Source organism: Deinococcus marmoris (assembly GCF_001949125.1).
Classification (GTDB): domain Bacteria; phylum Deinococcota; class Deinococci; order Deinococcales; family Deinococcaceae; genus Deinococcus; species Deinococcus marmoris_A.
In genome coordinates this window covers 1-14,545 of sequence record NZ_MSTI01000043.1, presented here as the reverse complement: position 1 = coordinate 14,545, position 14,545 = coordinate 1, and the positions used below count along the sequence as shown (strand labels likewise).

At 65.9% G+C, this 14,545-nt stretch carries 17 protein-coding genes; 5 read left to right on the top strand and 12 right to left on the bottom strand.

The window, feature by feature from the left end:
- The first annotated feature begins 136 nt into the window (after positions 1 to 136).
- A complete protein-coding gene (locus BOO71_RS06515; protein WP_075831149.1) occupies positions 137 to 922 on the top strand; it encodes an alpha/beta fold hydrolase in 786 nt (261 codons plus the stop codon).
- Between the two features lie 546 nt (positions 923 to 1,468).
- Here the strand turns inward: BOO71_RS06515 and BOO71_RS06510 are convergent.
- Both BOO71_RS06510 and BOO71_RS26830 read right to left on the bottom strand, forming a co-directional pair.
- Positions 1,469 to 2,578: a GGDEF domain-containing protein gene (locus BOO71_RS06510; protein WP_075831148.1), complete on the bottom strand. Its 1,110-nt coding sequence runs from the start codon at positions 2,576 to 2,578 to the stop codon at positions 1,469 to 1,471.
- Positions 2,579 to 3,016: 438 nt separating this feature from the next.
- Positions 3,017 to 3,307: a hypothetical protein gene (locus BOO71_RS26830; RefSeq protein WP_139322794.1), complete on the bottom strand. Its 291-nt coding sequence runs from the start codon at positions 3,305 to 3,307 to the stop codon at positions 3,017 to 3,019.
- A gap of 312 nt (positions 3,308 to 3,619) precedes the next feature.
- Here BOO71_RS26830 and BOO71_RS06500 point away from each other — a divergent pair, with 312 nt between their 5' ends.
- Positions 3,620 to 4,021, top strand: a complete 402-nt coding sequence (locus BOO71_RS06500; protein ID WP_254843055.1) for an MliC family protein — start codon at positions 3,620 to 3,622, stop codon at positions 4,019 to 4,021.
- 14 nt (positions 4,022 to 4,035) lie between these two features.
- Here the strand turns inward: BOO71_RS06500 and BOO71_RS06495 are convergent, their stop codons facing one another.
- The 8 genes from BOO71_RS06495 to BOO71_RS06460 form a co-directional block, all read right to left on the bottom strand.
- Positions 4,036 to 5,277, bottom strand: a complete 1,242-nt coding sequence (locus BOO71_RS06495; protein ID WP_254843054.1) for an ATP-binding protein — start codon at positions 5,275 to 5,277, stop codon at positions 4,036 to 4,038.
- A 2-nt stretch (positions 5,278 to 5,279) separates the two neighbouring features.
- Positions 5,280 to 5,972 carry a response regulator gene (locus BOO71_RS06490; RefSeq protein WP_075831146.1) on the bottom strand — a complete coding sequence of 231 codons (693 nt, stop codon included), beginning with the start codon at positions 5,970 to 5,972 and terminating at the stop codon, positions 5,280 to 5,282.
- 72 nt (positions 5,973 to 6,044) lie between these two features.
- Complete coding sequence (locus tag BOO71_RS06485) at positions 6,045 to 6,641, bottom strand: DoxX family membrane protein (protein WP_075831145.1); 597 nt, start codon at positions 6,639 to 6,641, stop codon at positions 6,045 to 6,047.
- 11 nt (positions 6,642 to 6,652) lie between these two features.
- Positions 6,653 to 7,030, bottom strand: a complete 378-nt coding sequence (locus tag BOO71_RS06480) for a hypothetical protein (RefSeq protein WP_075831144.1) — start codon at positions 7,028 to 7,030, stop codon at positions 6,653 to 6,655.
- An 82-nt stretch (positions 7,031 to 7,112) separates the two neighbouring features.
- Positions 7,113 to 7,847, bottom strand: coding sequence for an ABC transporter ATP-binding protein (locus BOO71_RS06475; RefSeq protein ID WP_083653117.1), 735 nt, complete (start codon positions 7,845 to 7,847; stop codon positions 7,113 to 7,115).
- Positions 7,848 to 7,932: 85 nt separating this feature from the next.
- Entirely contained in the window at positions 7,933 to 9,015 is a 1,083-nt protein-coding gene (locus BOO71_RS06470) for an ABC transporter permease (protein WP_075831143.1), read from the bottom strand.
- A gap of 111 nt (positions 9,016 to 9,126) precedes the next feature.
- Entirely contained in the window at positions 9,127 to 9,591 is a 465-nt protein-coding gene (locus tag BOO71_RS27685) for a hypothetical protein (RefSeq protein WP_075831142.1), read from the bottom strand.
- 287 nt (positions 9,592 to 9,878) lie between these two features.
- Entirely contained in the window at positions 9,879 to 10,343 is a 465-nt protein-coding gene (locus BOO71_RS06460) for a hypothetical protein (protein ID WP_139322793.1), read from the bottom strand.
- Between the two features lie 275 nt (positions 10,344 to 10,618).
- Here BOO71_RS06460 and BOO71_RS06455 point away from each other — a divergent pair, with 275 nt between their 5' ends.
- Positions 10,619 to 11,332, top strand: a complete 714-nt coding sequence (locus tag BOO71_RS06455) for a hypothetical protein (RefSeq protein ID WP_075831140.1) — start codon at positions 10,619 to 10,621, stop codon at positions 11,330 to 11,332.
- 8 nt (positions 11,333 to 11,340) lie between these two features.
- Here the strand turns inward: BOO71_RS06455 and BOO71_RS06450 are convergent, their stop codons facing one another.
- Positions 11,341 to 12,081, bottom strand: coding sequence for a hypothetical protein (locus BOO71_RS06450; RefSeq protein WP_075831139.1), 741 nt, complete (start codon positions 12,079 to 12,081; stop codon positions 11,341 to 11,343).
- Positions 12,082 to 12,186: 105 nt separating this feature from the next.
- Here BOO71_RS06450 and BOO71_RS06445 point away from each other — a divergent pair, with 105 nt between their 5' ends.
- The gene (locus tag BOO71_RS06445; RefSeq protein WP_075831138.1) at positions 12,187 to 13,248 is read left to right on the top strand and encodes a zinc ribbon domain-containing protein; all 1,062 of its coding nucleotides are present in this window, start codon (positions 12,187 to 12,189) and stop codon (positions 13,246 to 13,248) included.
- Complete coding sequence (locus BOO71_RS06440; RefSeq protein WP_139322792.1) at positions 13,245 to 14,120, top strand: phage NrS-1 polymerase family protein; 876 nt, start codon at positions 13,245 to 13,247, stop codon at positions 14,118 to 14,120. Before BOO71_RS06445 ends, BOO71_RS06440 begins: the two co-directional genes overlap by 4 nt.
- Before the next feature lie 50 nt (positions 14,121 to 14,170).
- On the opposite strand, the gene BOO71_RS06435 is transcribed toward BOO71_RS06440, so the two are convergent.
- Positions 14,171 to 14,545, bottom strand: a 375-nt coding sequence (locus tag BOO71_RS06435) for an ISAs1 family transposase (protein WP_175607384.1), incomplete at its 5' end; no start/stop codon positions are given.

Genomic DNA, 14,545 nt, shown 5'->3' with positions numbered 1-14,545 from the left:
GGCTCGAGCCGCTTAAACTGGGCTTGGGTCAGGTCCGATGAGTAAGGCTTGCGTTTCACACCTCAAGCTTGCCACCGGATCGGACCCTTTATAAACACGCTCTAAGTCCAGCTTTGCTCAGCAATCCCGCGTCACCATCACCGGTTCAGGAGAAGAGACCCTGCTGTGCGCCCACGGGTTCTGCTCTCATCAGGGCATCTTCCGTCACCAGGTTCAGGGATTTAAAGACACCCACCGGGTCGTGACCTACGATCTGGCCGGGTTCGGCCACTCGGATCCAGCGCTGTGGCAGGCGGACCGGCACCACCAACTGGACGGGTACGCGGCGGACATGGTTCGGCTGATCGACGACCTCGACCTGCGGCACATCACGCTGCTGGGCGCGTCCATGAGCGCCATGATTGGTCTGCTGGCCTCGTTGCAGCGGCCGGAACGGTTTGGTGCCCTGGTATTCATTGGGGCCAGTCCACGGTATCTGAACGCGCCCATGTACCTGGGAGGCTTCGAGCAGCCCGATGTCGAGGCGTTCTATGGGCTGATTGACCGACAGGAAAGCTGGCAGGACGCGATGACCGGCATGCTGCTCAATCAACCCGTGTCGCTGGCCCTTCAGGAGATCGCTGAGCGCGTTCAGGGAGTGCGCTCAGAAGTGGCGGGCGTGGTGGCGCGGGCCATCTTCGAGTCGGATTACCGGGGGCTGCTGGACAGCGCCCGGCACCCGGTCCTGGTGACGCAAACCCGGGCGGACAGTGCGGTCCCGGTGGAAGTGGGCCAGTACCTGTCTCAGCGCCTGCCAGATGCGGAGCTGGCCTTTCTGCCGGGTGTGGGACACGTCCCCAATTTTACGGAACCAGAAGCATTCAACCGCGTACTGGAGCGCTTTCTGAGCCGTTCAACGGTGCGTGATCTGGCCCTCGCCTGAAGCGTGGCTGGCGCTCCCTGACACGGCGTTTGCCGCGAAGGTGCTTCAGTTCAGAAATGATACGAACTCCGATTAAAGGGTGCTGAAAACACCCGTAATCCGAGCGGGACTCGCAGAGCTGCGACGCAGAGGAGCAGCGTCTTCATGGGCGTCTGTTCGCGACGATGGCGAGAATGAGAAATACGGATGCCGGATGTGGAGTGTAGGAATCGGCGCTGTCCTGATTCCTACACTCCACATCCGGCATCCGCATGAGGTGTCTTGCGGCTCAGCTGGCAGAAGACTGAAGTTGTCCGGTACTGAATTCTAGAGGTCAAAGTGTCAGAGGCTTGCCGTCTTCCTGCCCAGGTGGCCCGCTCCCCGGTGAGGGGGGATGTGGCCGAGATCAGATACGAACAGGCGACAGCGCGCGGCCTGTCGGTGAGGAGGATCATCCCCGTGACCGTTGAGGGCACCTCTGAGGTTCGTCGACTCCAGCGGTGCTTGTACTGAGCCTGCCTATCTCAACCTAAAAAGGGCAACACGGCTGTCACGGACAGCGCCCACTCACATCGCAATGAGCCGGAGGGAGATGTTGGTCATGATGCGGTTGCGGCCAGCCCTCTTGGCTTGATACAGCAATTCATCCGCCGAGCGCAGCACATCTCGCTTCTCGCCCTCCAGGCGCACCAGTCCACCAGAGACCGTGATCTGTTGTTCTTTGTCCAGCCCCGCCCGCACCGCCACCAGGTCCTGGACGCGGCGGCGCAAGTCCTGGGCGACCCGCATGACCGCCGTCTCCTCACAGGGCGAAAGCAGCACCGCAAACTCTTCGCCGCCCAGACGGTAGATCCCATCGGTGGGCCGCACCGTCTCCTGCAGGGTCTGCACCAGGGCCCGCAGCACGCTGTCCCCCCGCTCATGCCCGTACGTGTCGTTGACCTGCTTGAACTGGTCGAGGTCCAGCAGCAGGACAAAGGCGGGCTGCTCGGACCTGCGAACATCCTCGTCGAAGCGGCGGCGGTTCAGGGCGCCGGTCAGGCTATCGACAAACACCAGCTGTTTGAGCTGCTCGGTCTGGGCCAGCGACTGCAAGCGGCTCTGCTTGACCAGGTGCGCCGCGATCAGGCCCAGCCCACTGAGGACCGTAACCATCAGGTAGATCGGAAGGGCCTGCATCATCGGCTTACCGGCCAGGAAGAAAGCCGGAAAGAACGGAAGATGGGCGATTCCAAAGATGGCCAGGGCGGTCCAGGCCCGGTGGGCGACGGTGTCTTCCTGATAGCGGGGGATCCGTCGGGCCAGACCAGTGCCCGCGCCCGCCAGCAGGGCCACCAGCAGCAGGCTGGTCACTGCGGGCCAGGCACCAGCGCCCCCCAGCGCAAGGCGGTAGAGCGCCACAGGCAGAGCGACGAGCAATCCTGGGACCAGCCCGTAGCGGCGCGCCGCCAGCGCAATCACGACGCTTCGGAAATCAAACAGCAACCCTGGAGCGAGCCCAACACTGTGCGTCATCAGAAAAAGGGCGAGCAGAACGGCGCTGCTGTACCGCAGCAGCAAGCGGACGGCGGACTCCCGGGTTTCCTGGCCCTGGGAGGTCAGGGTGATGACCGTGACGCCGGCAATCAGCAAGGCCAGATTGACCAGTAACTCGTTCAGGATCCCCAGGGCGTTCATCACCCTCAGTCCAGCACATCTGGTGGGACACTTTCATGACGGCGCATGGCATGAGTAGCCCCCGCAGGTCAGCGTGCTGCGAGGGATGACGCCTCACCCTGAAGGGAAGTACGCCGCTCCCTCCGGGCTCTTTCTCTGCTGCGGCCAGCGTGGGGGCCGTCCAGTCAGCAGAAACAGTGCCTGCCTGTCTGTTACGCGCCAATGGCGCAATAGACGACGGGACAGCCCAGAACAACAAGGTGCAGGCTGAGGTATACCCGCTCAGGGTGATGGACGGTGGAGCGGACAGAAAATCTGTCGGCTGGCTCAGTCCACCGCCTTTGCGGTAAATGGCCTTACCCAGAAGGCCTGCCCCAGGGACAACCGAAGTTAGCTCTAGGGTCTCAACAGGCAGAGGTCAAGGCTCTCAAGCAATTGAGAAAAGAGAGGCAGTGAGGCTTAAGACGGTTGCTCGCTCTCAACCACCTGATGGCGTTCAGAGAGTTCCTGCCCCACGCTGTGGGCCAGCCAGATTCGCATGGCAGCCTTCACGTCGCTCGGTTCCCGTTCGCCTCGCTCCACCTCCTCAAGGAGGGGCATCAGCGGGCGTACTGTTTCCAAGAACTTGGACAGACTGAGTTCCATGAAGGCGCTCATATTCATGTCCATCGCGGTAAAAACCCGCCGTGAGTCCCGGTAGATGTCGGGGTCAATGGTCAGATTGAGTCTAGATTTTATCGTCTTTCCCATATGTATAGCATACAGATGCTTTGAGCAATTTTCAAATGTGTGCTTGCAGTGTGTCAGGTCTGACTTCTGGTAATTGGCCTGACCACGAAGGCGTTGCGCTGACTTGATTGACGGGTCTTCTCCCTCTTCCACCATAAGCAGGTCTATCCCAACCTGACAAAGGGCTGCGAGTGAGAGACTGGGCCAGTGTTGATCAGCGTTGCCCATATGGTAGTACCGCGAAATGTACAGCTCCTTTTTACCGTCCAGAATGGGGATTATCCAGATTGGTCCAATCAGGATGTCAACAGATGGGCGGCCCACACTGGGGGCGTGAAGATTCATCTCCGTCCCGCTGTCCTCCTCGCGCTGACCGCCACCCTCGCCGGAATCTTTCTGGTGACGGCCAGCGCGGGTGGAGCCGGTGTCCCCCCCGTGGCCACTGAGCGGAGTTTCTCCTACACCTGCGATCTGGGCAAGAAAATTAGCGTGACGTATATCCATCGCGGCAGCAACGGTCCCACGTTCGCCGTCCTGAAGTGGAATGGCGCGGACTACGGCCTGACTGAGGCGATCAGTGCCAGCGGCGCGCGTTACGCAGGCCTGAACGGCCCAGCAGACGCGCGCGGCGGTCTGGAATGGTGGGAACATCAGGGCGAGGCGACGCTCAGCACCTTCGTGAACGGCGACACGACAAAGACGCAGGCGCTGCTCACGGGCTGCAAAACGGACTGAGCGTGCTGGCCGTTCTAGGCCAGCTCTTCTCTCACGGCTGGAAAGCGGAGTGTGAACTCCGCCCCGCCTGACGGGTGGTTGCGCGCCGTGATGGTGCCGCCCTGCGCCTCGGTCAACGCGCGGACAATCGCCAGCCCCAGGCCGCTGCTGGCCCGTCCGCCAGGGTCACGGCTGCGGCTGGCGTCGGCGCGGTAGAAGCGCTCGAAAGCGCGCGACAGGTCGTCAGGCTGAAACCCAGGCCCGTGATCGCGGATGGTCAGGACCGCCCCCGTTCCGTCCCAGTGGGCGGACAGGTCCACCGCAGCGGGGGCGGCGTAGCGCAGGGCATTGTCCAGAATGTTCTGGAGGGTTTGCCTCAGCCGGTCCGGGTCAGCGGTGAGGGGCACGGGGGCGGAGGCACTCACCGTCAAGGTGACTCCCGCCTCTGCCACTCGCAGGGTATAGGCGTCAGCCAGGGCATTCAGGACTTCTCTCCCATCCAGGGGTGTGGGAGTCAGTGTGATCGCGCCGCTCTCGGCCAGCGACAACAGCCGCAGGTCCGTGACCAGGCGGGCCAGCAGCAGCACCTCGCCGTGCAGGCGCCCCAGCGCCGCCGCGTCGGTGGGCTGCACGCCGTCCTGCATGGCCTCGATCTCGGAACGCAGCACGGCCAGCGGCGTCCTTAAATCGTGGGCGATGTCGGCCATCAGCCCGCGGCGCCACGCTTCCTGGTGGGCCAGGGCCGTGTTGAGTTCGTTGAATGCGCCGGTCAGGTCACGCACCTCGTCATGGCGGCGGGGCAGCGGCAACTGCACGTCGCGTGCCCCGGCTTGCAGGCGGCCCGTCCCTTCTACCAGCCGGGACAGCGGGCGCGTGAGCTGGCGCGTGACCAGCCCGGCCACGATCACGGCCACCAGCGCGCTGAACACCGCCGAACGCACCGCGCTGCCGATGATCCGACGCCGGGCGTCTCGCGCCACGAGTTGCTGCGCTGTGGGCGGCACGGAAGGGTCCGCATGCCTGCCCCCGTCCCACAGGGAACCGAGGCCCAGTTCCGGATTGAGCCTGTCGATCACCCGGAACGCCGAATTGACCGTGCCCGAGGTGGTGACCGCCACCGCCAGCACCGCCACCAGGGCGAACATGCGGGTCAGGCGGCCGCGCAGGCCGCCGCGACGCTCGCGCTTTTTGCCCGGCCCGCGCCCACCTGATCCGCGCCGTGTCGGGCGGCCCCCCAACCGTTTCTCAAGGTCAGGCCGGACGGAACCCGGCTCCACCTTCATCCTTCCAGGCGCAGGCGGTAGCCCGCGCCGCGCACGGTGTCGAGCAACTCGGCGTGAACGCCGAGCTTGCGGCGCAGGTTCTTGACGTGGGCGTCCACCGCGCGCTCGTCGGTGCCGCGTTCCAGCGCGCCCAGCGCGGACAGCAGTTCGGCCCGCGTCCTCACCACGCCCGGCGTGCGGGCCAGGGCCGAGAGCAGGCGGACCTCGGCCACCGTCACGTCCAGCGCCTCACCGTTCACGCGGACCTCGAAGGTGGCGGTGTCCACGCTCAGCGGCCCGGCGTGGTGCAGCGTCGGCAGGCCGAACCCTCCGCCTGCACCGGCCTCGCCCCCGGCGCGGCGCAGCACGGCTTTGACGCGGGCCACCACCTCGCGTGGGCTGTACGGCTTGACCACGTAGTCGTCCGCGCCGATGCCCAGGCCCACCAGCCGGTCCACCTCCTCGTCGCGTGCCGTCATCATGATGATCGGCAGCGTGGACTCGGCACGGACGCGGCGGGCCACCTCCAGGCCGTCCATGCCGGGCAGCATCAGGTCCAGCAGCATCAGGTCAGGCCGGGCCGCGCGCCACAGCTCCAGCGCGCGCGGGCCAGTCATGGCGCGCTCGGTGGCGTAGCCCTCGCGGCGCAGGTACTCCTCCAGGATGTCGCCCAGCCGGACCTCGTCTTCCACGATCAGAATGGTGGTCATGTGCGCCGTGCCTCCTTGGGATGTCGTGAGGTGCCCATTTGATGGGTCAAGTCGGGTGGGCGGAAGAGGATTTTATTCCCCGGGTTCCTGATGAAAGCGCTGCCGGAAGCGTTCGTGCACCAGTTGGGTGTGTTCGGCGGTTTCAGCGGCCTGGGCATCGTAGATCAGCTTGCCGCCGCGCGCCGTCGCGCCCACCACCAGGGCCGCCGCCACCAGCACCAGATTCTTGATGATGTACTGGCCTTCCAGAGTGGGCACCCACGGCACGATCTTGAAGGTCTCGGCAGGGAACAGGACCAGGGGCATGAACGTTCCGGCCATCTGTGCCAGGAGCAGCAGCAGGGTGGCGGGCAGAAAACGCCCGGAGAGCAGCCCCAGTCCGATCAGGCATTCCCACGCGGCTAGGACGGGCAGGCTGACCTGCGCCCCAACGGTGCCGAAGGTCAGGGCCGAGATGGTGTGGGTGGCGAGGTCCTGCGCCACGCTGACGCCGGGAAAGAACTTCTGCGCGCCGAACCACACGAAGACCACGCCCAGCGCCAGGCGCAGCAGGGTGATGCCGTGCTGCGCCGCCCAGCCCAGCCCCCGCAGTTGCAGGGCATGCAGCTTCCAGGCCAGGGTGTCTCTCTGCGGGGCGGACTGGGGAAATTCAGGTTGATCAGGAGCCATGCTTTTTCTCCTCAGGCCGGGCGGGGGAGGCCTTTCAGCGCGCGGCCCGCGATGATCTCGGAGAACGCGATGGCCCCGACGCCGAGCAGCAGGTGGCAGACCTGAATGATCCAGTGCAGGTCACCTGGCAGGAGGCGGAGCTGCATGGCCCCGATGGCTGGAACGACAATGCTCCAGACGATGGCCAGCACCAGCAGCCCCGGCGCGACGCCCCGACTGAAGCCGAGAATGGTCATCAGCAGCAGCGCAATCGAAACCAGATAGCCCAGGCCCTGGTGGGCGCTGAGCAGGGCGTAGCCGCTGCCGCCCCAGAAGGCCAGACCCATGCCGAGGGCCACGATGCCGCCAATGCGAATGATCCAGCGAAGAAGAGGAATGGGGTTGGTCATGGCAGAACTCCTTGAGCGGTCAGGCTGATGGGAATGGGTGGATAGAGAAGAAGGGCTTCGGTCAGGAAATGGGCAGGCGGTCCTACTCCCGGAGCTGGCCGTCCACGATGCTCACGACGCGGTCACACAGGTCCAGCACGCGCTCGTCGTGGGTGACCATCACGGCGGCCTTGCCGTGGGCGTGCACCTGCTGGGCCAGCAGCTCCACCACTTCGCGGCCCCGCACGCTGTCCAGGCTGGCGGTGGGTTCGTCGGCCAGGATCAGTTGCGGATCGTTCATCAGCGCGCGGGCGATGGCGACGCGCTGGCGCTGCCCACCGGACAGGGCGTCCGGGAAATGCCGGGCGCGTTCGGACAGGCCCAGCAACTGGAGCAATTCTTCAGCCTGCTGGCGGGCGTCCCGGCCATCCTCACCAGCCAGGTGCGGCACCAGGGTGAGCTGCTCGCGCACGTTCAGGTACGGAATCAGGTTGCTGCTCTGAAGGACGAAGCCCAGGTTTTTTAGCCGGAAGGCGGGCAGCCCCGCGTCGGACAGGGCCGTCAAATCCTGCCCGGCGATTCTGACCTGACCGGTCGTGGGCCGCAGCAGCGCCCCGGCGATGGACAGAAACGTGCTTTTACCACTGCCCGAGGGGCCGTTGACGGCCACCAGTTCGCCGGGCTGAACCACCAGCGTGGCTGGATGCAGGGCGGTGATGGTGCCGTCGCCGTCCCCGTAGGTCTTGCTGACGTCTTGAAGGACGAGGGTGGGGGTGAGCAGGGCGGAACTGGACGGAGAGGCGGGGGCGGTCTGCGGGCGGTGGGCGGTGAGGGTCATGGCGTACTCCTGGATGGGGGTGAGGGGGACAGAGCGTCAGTGGCTTGTGAACAGGTCTGGAAGGGGCCTGTGGCCCCTTCACACGTCAGGTCACGGTGCCGATGGCGATCAGTGGATCAACTTTGGCCACAGTTCGCAGGCTCAGCAGGCTGCTCAGGGCGGCCACCACGATCAGCAGCGCCGAAGCGGAGAGCAGCGTGGGCAGCGTCAGCGCGAACGGAATGCCGGCGGGCAGCAGGGTCACGATGCCCAGGGTGACCAGCGCAGCGATGGCCACGGCCAGGACGGTCAGGAACAGCATCTGCGCCACCAGACTGCCCGCCAGGGTGCGGGTGCTGGCCCCGATGGCCTTGAGCAGCCCGAACTGCGGGGTCTTCTGGAGGGTCAAGACGTAGAAGAACACGGCCATCACGAAAGCGGCCACCACCACCAGGAACACCTGAATCATCGTCAGGCTGCCCTGTTCTTCCTTGTAGCCGGGCAGCACTTGCAGCGCCTCGGCGCGGGTCAGGACACTCAGGCCGCCCAGTGCGCTGATCTGGCTGGTCACGGCGGCGTCGGTCTTGAGGGCCACGGCGCTCACACTGCCGCGCGTGCGGGGGTTGAGGGCCTGCCAGCGGTCCAGCGTCACGAACACCACCGGCTGGTGGTTCAGGCGGGCGGCCCCGGTGAAGCCCAGCACCTTGAGCGTTTCGCCGCCAGGCTTGAGGGTCAGTGTGTCGCCCACTTTCACGCCGTCTTCCTGAAGTGAGTGGTCCACCACAGCGCCGCTCACGCCCGCAGCGAGGCCCTGGCCACTGGTAATCTCGGGGGCCATAAAGCCGGACGGGTCCACGCCCAGCAGCACGCCGCTGAGCTGGGTGGCCTCAGTCCCGCCGCTGAAGCTGGCAAAGCTCTGGGTCAGTGGGGTGGATGCGTCGCCGCCCACAGCGGTGATGGCCTTGACCTCCCCTGGACTCAGGAAGGAGCGGTTGAAGACGCCCGCCGCGTCACGGGTGGTGACGAAGTGGCTGGCGGGGGTATTGATCATCAGGGCCGCGCTGTCCTGGGCGAGCCCACGGGTCAGGCCGGTGAGCATAAAGACCATGAAGGCGATCAGGGCGACGATGCCGCCGATCAGGACGGAGCGGAAGCGGTAGTGCTGGAGTTCGCGCAGGGCAAGAAACATGGGTGATCCTTTGGGTGAAAGAGGGCGAGCCTTGAGTTGAGGGGGGGGGTTGGGCCGGGGCAGTCGAAGGCGGCGGGAAAGGGTGTTCTCCCCGCCGCCACTGGCCCTGAGTTACAGCTTCAGCCCGTCGTCCCCGGCATCCGGCTTCCTCAAATCTGGCCCCTGCTGTTCGCCCTCACCGCTCAGCGTGCGGCGCAGGGTTTCGAATTCGTCGGCCTTGATTTCCCCTCTGGCATAGCGTTCGCGGGCGATGCCCAGTGCGCCGTCGCTGAAAAACTTTTCGCGGGTTCGGCGGAACATGTCGCGCGGGTCCTCGCGCAGGCTCCAGTCGTCCTCGCTCGGTTCATGAACTGCCGGGCCGCCCGCCGTGGTGGAGCGCGGCATCTGCGGCCGCCTGGCCCAGTGGCGGCGCCTGTCCCCGGCCCGCAGGAACAGGAAGCCGCCGACGATGAGCAGCGGCAGCAGAAAGCCGGGGCCGCCGTGGGGGTGGCCGGAGCTGGGGCCGTAACCGTACGATGTCTGGATCATGGGCGTGTACTGGGCCTGCGGGGCGGGGGTGTTGATGATGACATCCATTGGTGTTTCTCCTGTCGCAGAAAGTGGGCCGTGTGGCGCGGCGCGGTTGCGCGCCTTGAAACAGAAGGTATGTCCAGGTGCGTGAAGCGCGCGGGGAGGGAATGTGAATCCTGCGTGAACGGCGCGGGTGGGTGACCGCCAGATTGCCCCGCAATCTGGCGAACATCACTGTCAGGGCAGTGTGGGAGCATGATCTGCGCCTTCACCGGACTCTTCTTGTTCATCAGACTGCCCTGTCCAATGCGCGCTGGGGTATGCCTGACGCCCCCCGAAGTCAGACGATCTGCTCAGCGAGGCGGATCCTGCTCGGCCGGCTGGATGGGCTCGTTGCCTGCGAGACCCGACTCAGCAGTGCCGCCGCTGACAGCGCGCCGGGCGACAAGCTTGCGGAGATATTCCGCGATCAACTCCAGTTTGACAGCCATCGCGTCCTGATTGGCCTGCAACTCGCCCTGAAGCTGCTCCACGCGGGCGAGCGTCGTGTCCAGCGTCTCGAGGCGGCCCATCAGCTCAATCACGCTGGCTGGCGGAACCGGCTCGGTGTGCTGGCCCAGCACGCGCTCCAGCGCCTCGCGGAACGGCATGTCCGGCTGTTCCAGCTTCAGCTCGCCGGCGCGCTGCATGTCGGCCACGGTCTGGCTGTCGAGCCGCGTCTCGATGGGCCGCCCCGTGAGGCCGGAATAGATCTTCAACCATTTGCTAACGGAGGCTGGGGGCACGCCGAGTTCGTCGGCCAATTCAGATCGAATCATTCCCTGACCTTAGCTGGCCGGTCTGTGGTCCACCCAACTGCGTGCTGCCCCAGACTGATCGCGCTGTCCAGCTGCGCGGGCTGGACATTCCGGGTCCTAGACCAGGGACCCGGTGAGGGATTTGCGCTGCAAAATCATAATCAGACCCGAAAGAAGAGGTGCGGCGCACAATGCCCGGGAGTGCTGCAGCACGGGGCGCAGCGGCGCTGACGGGACGGACGTCAGGGCCAGTGCCTTCGCCCGGGTGACCCACGCCCCTGGAGGGACCCTGGGGCATGACTCCCCCCCATGGCGCAACCCGCCAGCGCATCCTCCACCAGACGCTCGAACAGACCCAGGTGCTGACCACCGTGCAGCTCCGCCGGCACAACCTGATGCCGCTGAGCCGACCGCTGACGCTGCCCCAGCGGACCTACACCGTCGCCACCCGCAGCACCCAGCAGGCCAGCCAGGTGAACCTGACGTTCGTCGCCCTGGACGAGGCCACCCTGCGTCAGCACACGCCGGCGGAACTCGGTCACCTGGCTGGCCTGGCTGAGACCTGGCTGCGGGTGCGGGACGCCGGCATCCTGCAGGTCACCGGTCTGACCCAACACCATGAGTGGCACCTGATGCAGCCTGAGGAACGTCAGCAGGGTAGCCGCGACGCGGGGCGCAGCGGTCACCTGCCCGATGCGAAAATTCTGAGCCCGGCCGGATACGGCGACGACTGGGCGGTGGAAATGGACGCCGGCTACCCACGCGAACGCAAGCTCGAGAAAATGACCGGCTTCGCCCAACAGGGCTACCGGCACATCCTGTGGGTGACGAGCGTGCATGGTCTGGTGCGGCCCATCGTTCGCACGATGCAGCGGCTGCGTGACGACGATGAGTTGCCGGGCGTGGTGTCTGGTGCAGCGATGTTCAGTGACTACTGGTCAGAGCGCGATCCCTACCATCCCGGCCGCCGCTGTCACACCAAACTGCTGTTCTCCTTTCGCAAGCTCTGACGGGTGGGTTACATCGGCAGCACCCGCACGTCCAGTTCGCCCCACCGGGGCCGGCCGCCGTGCAGCTGCCCTGGGCCGAACTGCTGGTCGAGCGCCGCGGTGCGCTGCGCGGCGCGTCGTCGCAGGTAATTGCGCAAGTCCGGGGCCAGTTCCGGCACGAACACGATTAGGGGTGCCCGCCAGATGTCGACGTGCAGGCGATGCACCGTCTCGATCAGCTCCCGGACGGCTCTGCGGTCACGTCCCCCACGGGCGCAGGTGGCGTACACCGACGGCCGGCCCAGCGATTCGTGGAAAGACTGGCCTGGAAAAGGGTGGTCTCGTCCTGGCCACACGTCTTCCAGCTGGGTCAGCTGTGGGTCGGGCACTTGGACGGTGTACCGGACGATGCGTCCGTGTCCGAGAGGCCCACCCTGGCGGTGGGGCTCGATCACCTGGTAACCCTGGCCCCGCAGCAGGGCCAGCGCGTCCTGCTGGTAACTGCGGTCCACCGCGCGCTCGACGCCCGTCACGCGGTTATATGGGCCGAGCCCATGGGCCAGCAGCAACGCATGGCCCCGGGGGCTGAGCACCAGCACCGCGCCGCGCACCGTGTGCAGCGACGTGAGCAGCCCCGATGTGATCAGGAAATTCCAGTTGAGGCAGGGGCCGCGCTGGCGGGTGATGGCGGCGGCGGTCAGCGCGCCGGCGTCCGCGACATCGCGCAGCACCAGGAGCGCCGCGCCGGCGGGAAGGGGAGTCGTCGTCATGCCTCACCGTAGCCACAGGGATCAGGGTCAAGGGGGCGAAGAAAAGAAAAAAGCTGTACTGATGGAGACAGAATCGATCACCCGTCCCGTCAGACAGGAGCAGGAATGACCCAACACACCACCCACCACGTGATTCGCGTGAAACGCACTGCGTATCCGCAACTCCAACAGGCCGTCGCCAGCGGCCAGCTGCAGCCGACACAGGAAAATCTGGACGTGATGGATCAGGGCCAGGTCTATCAGCCCGTCCCCCAGCTGCTGAACGCCCAGAACCTGGTACACGACCGAGAACTCAAGCTGGGCACCCTCACGATCGCCGGCGAGTTTTCCCGCGTCCCTGAGCAGGAACACACCTCCATCATCACGGCGTCGCTGGGCGTCTACCGCCAATACCCTGGTGTCTACCCGCTGCTGACCGCGTTGCTGGTGCCGATGTTGCCGGCAGACGAGGCCGCGTGGCTGGCGGGGGTGCGCGCGGCGGTGGCGCAGGGCCGCCAGCTGGCGGCCGGCGCGGACATGGTGGACGACATCTGGGTGCCCACCGACTGGTTGCGTGACCGCACGCGGCTGATTGGGCTGGCCGGCGACTGGTTCATCGTGCTTTATTTTGCCCAGCCTGACCGCCGCACCGTGCCAGAGGGACGTGCGGTGGTCGGGCTGGATATCGGGCTGTCTCCGCTGGCGACGGCAGCTGCGGGCCAGCAACAACTGGCAACGTGGCCGGTGGCTGAGCCGACGGTGCCCGCCGGCGAGTGGGCCGAGGTGCGCGCGCTTGCAGAAACCTTGAGCTATGCGGCTGCGCGCGCGGCGCTCGAGGATCTGATGGTGCACGTGCTGCCTCAGGCAGGCACGCTGGTGATGGAGCAGATCGACTACGTGAAATTTCGCGGAGATTTCACGGCGACAGCCCGTCGGCGTGCGGTGGCGGACTTCCACCAGTCGTGGATGCCGCAGCGCGCGCATGCGCGCGGAATCACGGTGATGCGCGTCTCGCCAGCGTTCACCAGTCAGATCTGCAGCCAGTGCCGGGCGCACACCCTGGGCACCCGTCAGGGGCCCACGTTCACGTGTCCCCAGGGCCACATTCTCAACGCGCACTTCAACGCCGCGAAAAATCTGGTGAGGCGGTACTGGGGCCAGCAGGCCCGCGCCCGGCGCCTGACGTGACCCGCACTCAGAACCAGGAGGGCAATGCGTTTTGCCCTCCCACTTTGCACCGGCTGGCTCACCTTCAGGCCGTGCTGCCAGCTGAACTGCTGGAACTGGAGACCTGGTTGCCGTGGCTCGCCCTGCCCCGCGGGAATGGCAAGATGGGCAAGGTGCCGTCCCTGCCGAAGGCGGGAGCGTTGCGGCCGATTGACTGTCGTGGGGCCGGGGTGACATTGGCGGAGGCCCATGGGCTGGCCCGCCGGCACGGGGCCGCTGGAATCGGCATTGTCCTGGCCTCCGATACGGGGCTGAGCGTGCTGGACCTGGACGCGCCGCTGACTCTGGCTGCTCAGGCGCTGCTGCGGGACGTCACCGGCTACGCGGAGCGCTCGCCGGGCGGTGGCGTCCATCTGTGGCTGGGCGGCAGCCTATCGCGCAATCGCCGGCAGGCGGGGATTGAAGCACTTGGCCAGGGGTTCGTGACCGTGACCGGCGCGGCGTTGGGTGGGCGAGGCCGCGCCCTGGGCACCCTGGGATCCGTGCCGGAGCAGCAGGGTAGTGCGCCCCCAGACTCGCCCAGAGCGGTGGCCCCCACCCTGGCGGACCGTGAGGTGCTGCTGCGCCTGTTCGCGGCCGCCAACGGCGCCCCCGCGCGCGCGCTGCTCGAAAACGGGGATTGGGCCGGCCTGGGATACTGTTCGCCCAGCGAGGCGGACATGGCCGCAGTGCGCATGCTGCGGTTCTACTGCACCGATCCCGAGCAGCTGCGCCGACTGATGGAAGGCACGGCGCTGCGCCGGCTAAAATGGGAGCAAGGTGATTACCTGGCGCGCACCATCCGACACGCGCTTGCTCTCGGCGGACCCGTGTGGCGCGTTCCGGCGGGCTGACCGTACCTACCAGGCAGTCGATTTTGGGCACAGGGGGGGGAATGTCAGGGCTACCGCAAAGTCAGGACAGCCTCTAGAAATGGCAAATCCATCGTGGCGCGGAACTGTTTAGAGGCCAGACTTCCCTTGCCCGTCCCTTCACGCCGCAGCAGATGGGCAGCCATCTGCCGCACCATGACCCAATTCTGGGCTGCAATTCGGTTCTTGACCTTTGAGGCATCATCATCAAAAACCACGTCCAGCACCCAGTGAAGCTGATTTTCTATGCCCCAATGCAGTCGGCTCGTTCTTAAAATCAGTGCGGCATGGTTTCGCATACTGGTCAAATAGAAGCGCTCTTCCACACTGGTTTTCTGGCCTACCGTTCGTGTGGAACGAACGCGCACCAGCGCGTTCAAATCTTTCCACGCCCCACGCTCTTCCAG

What these genes read in the sequence shown, in the direction of transcription:
- BOO71_RS06490 (WP_075831146.1), bottom strand. Translation starts at nt 5,972, where the DNA reads ATGACCACCATTCTGATCGTGGAAGACGAGGTCCGGCTGGGCGACATC.
- BOO71_RS06475 (WP_083653117.1), bottom strand. Translation starts at nt 7,847, where the DNA reads ATGACCCTCACCGCCCACCGCCCGCAGACCGCCCCCGCCTCTCCGTCC.
- BOO71_RS06485 (WP_075831145.1), bottom strand. Translation starts at nt 6,641, where the DNA reads ATGGCTCCTGATCAACCTGAATTTCCCCAGTCCGCCCCGCAGAGAGAC.
- BOO71_RS06445 (WP_075831138.1), top strand. Translation starts at nt 12,187, where the DNA reads ATGACCCAACACACCACCCACCACGTGATTCGCGTGAAACGCACTGCG.
- BOO71_RS06460 (WP_139322793.1), bottom strand. Translation starts at nt 10,343, where the DNA reads ATGATTCGATCTGAATTGGCCGACGAACTCGGCGTGCCCCCAGCCTCC.
- BOO71_RS06510 (WP_075831148.1), bottom strand. Translation starts at nt 2,578, where the DNA reads ATGAACGCCCTGGGGATCCTGAACGAGTTACTGGTCAATCTGGCCTTG.
- BOO71_RS06450 (WP_075831139.1), bottom strand. Translation starts at nt 12,081, where the DNA reads ATGACGACGACTCCCCTTCCCGCCGGCGCGGCGCTCCTGGTGCTGCGC.
- BOO71_RS26830 (WP_139322794.1), bottom strand. Translation starts at nt 3,307, where the DNA reads ATGGGAAAGACGATAAAATCTAGACTCAATCTGACCATTGACCCCGAC.
- BOO71_RS27685 (WP_075831142.1), bottom strand. Translation starts at nt 9,591, where the DNA reads ATGGATGTCATCATCAACACCCCCGCCCCGCAGGCCCAGTACACGCCC.
- BOO71_RS06455 (WP_075831140.1), top strand. Translation starts at nt 10,619, where the DNA reads ATGACTCCCCCCCATGGCGCAACCCGCCAGCGCATCCTCCACCAGACG.
- BOO71_RS06480 (WP_075831144.1), bottom strand. Translation starts at nt 7,030, where the DNA reads ATGACCAACCCCATTCCTCTTCTTCGCTGGATCATTCGCATTGGCGGC.
- BOO71_RS06470 (WP_075831143.1), bottom strand. Translation starts at nt 9,015, where the DNA reads ATGTTTCTTGCCCTGCGCGAACTCCAGCACTACCGCTTCCGCTCCGTC.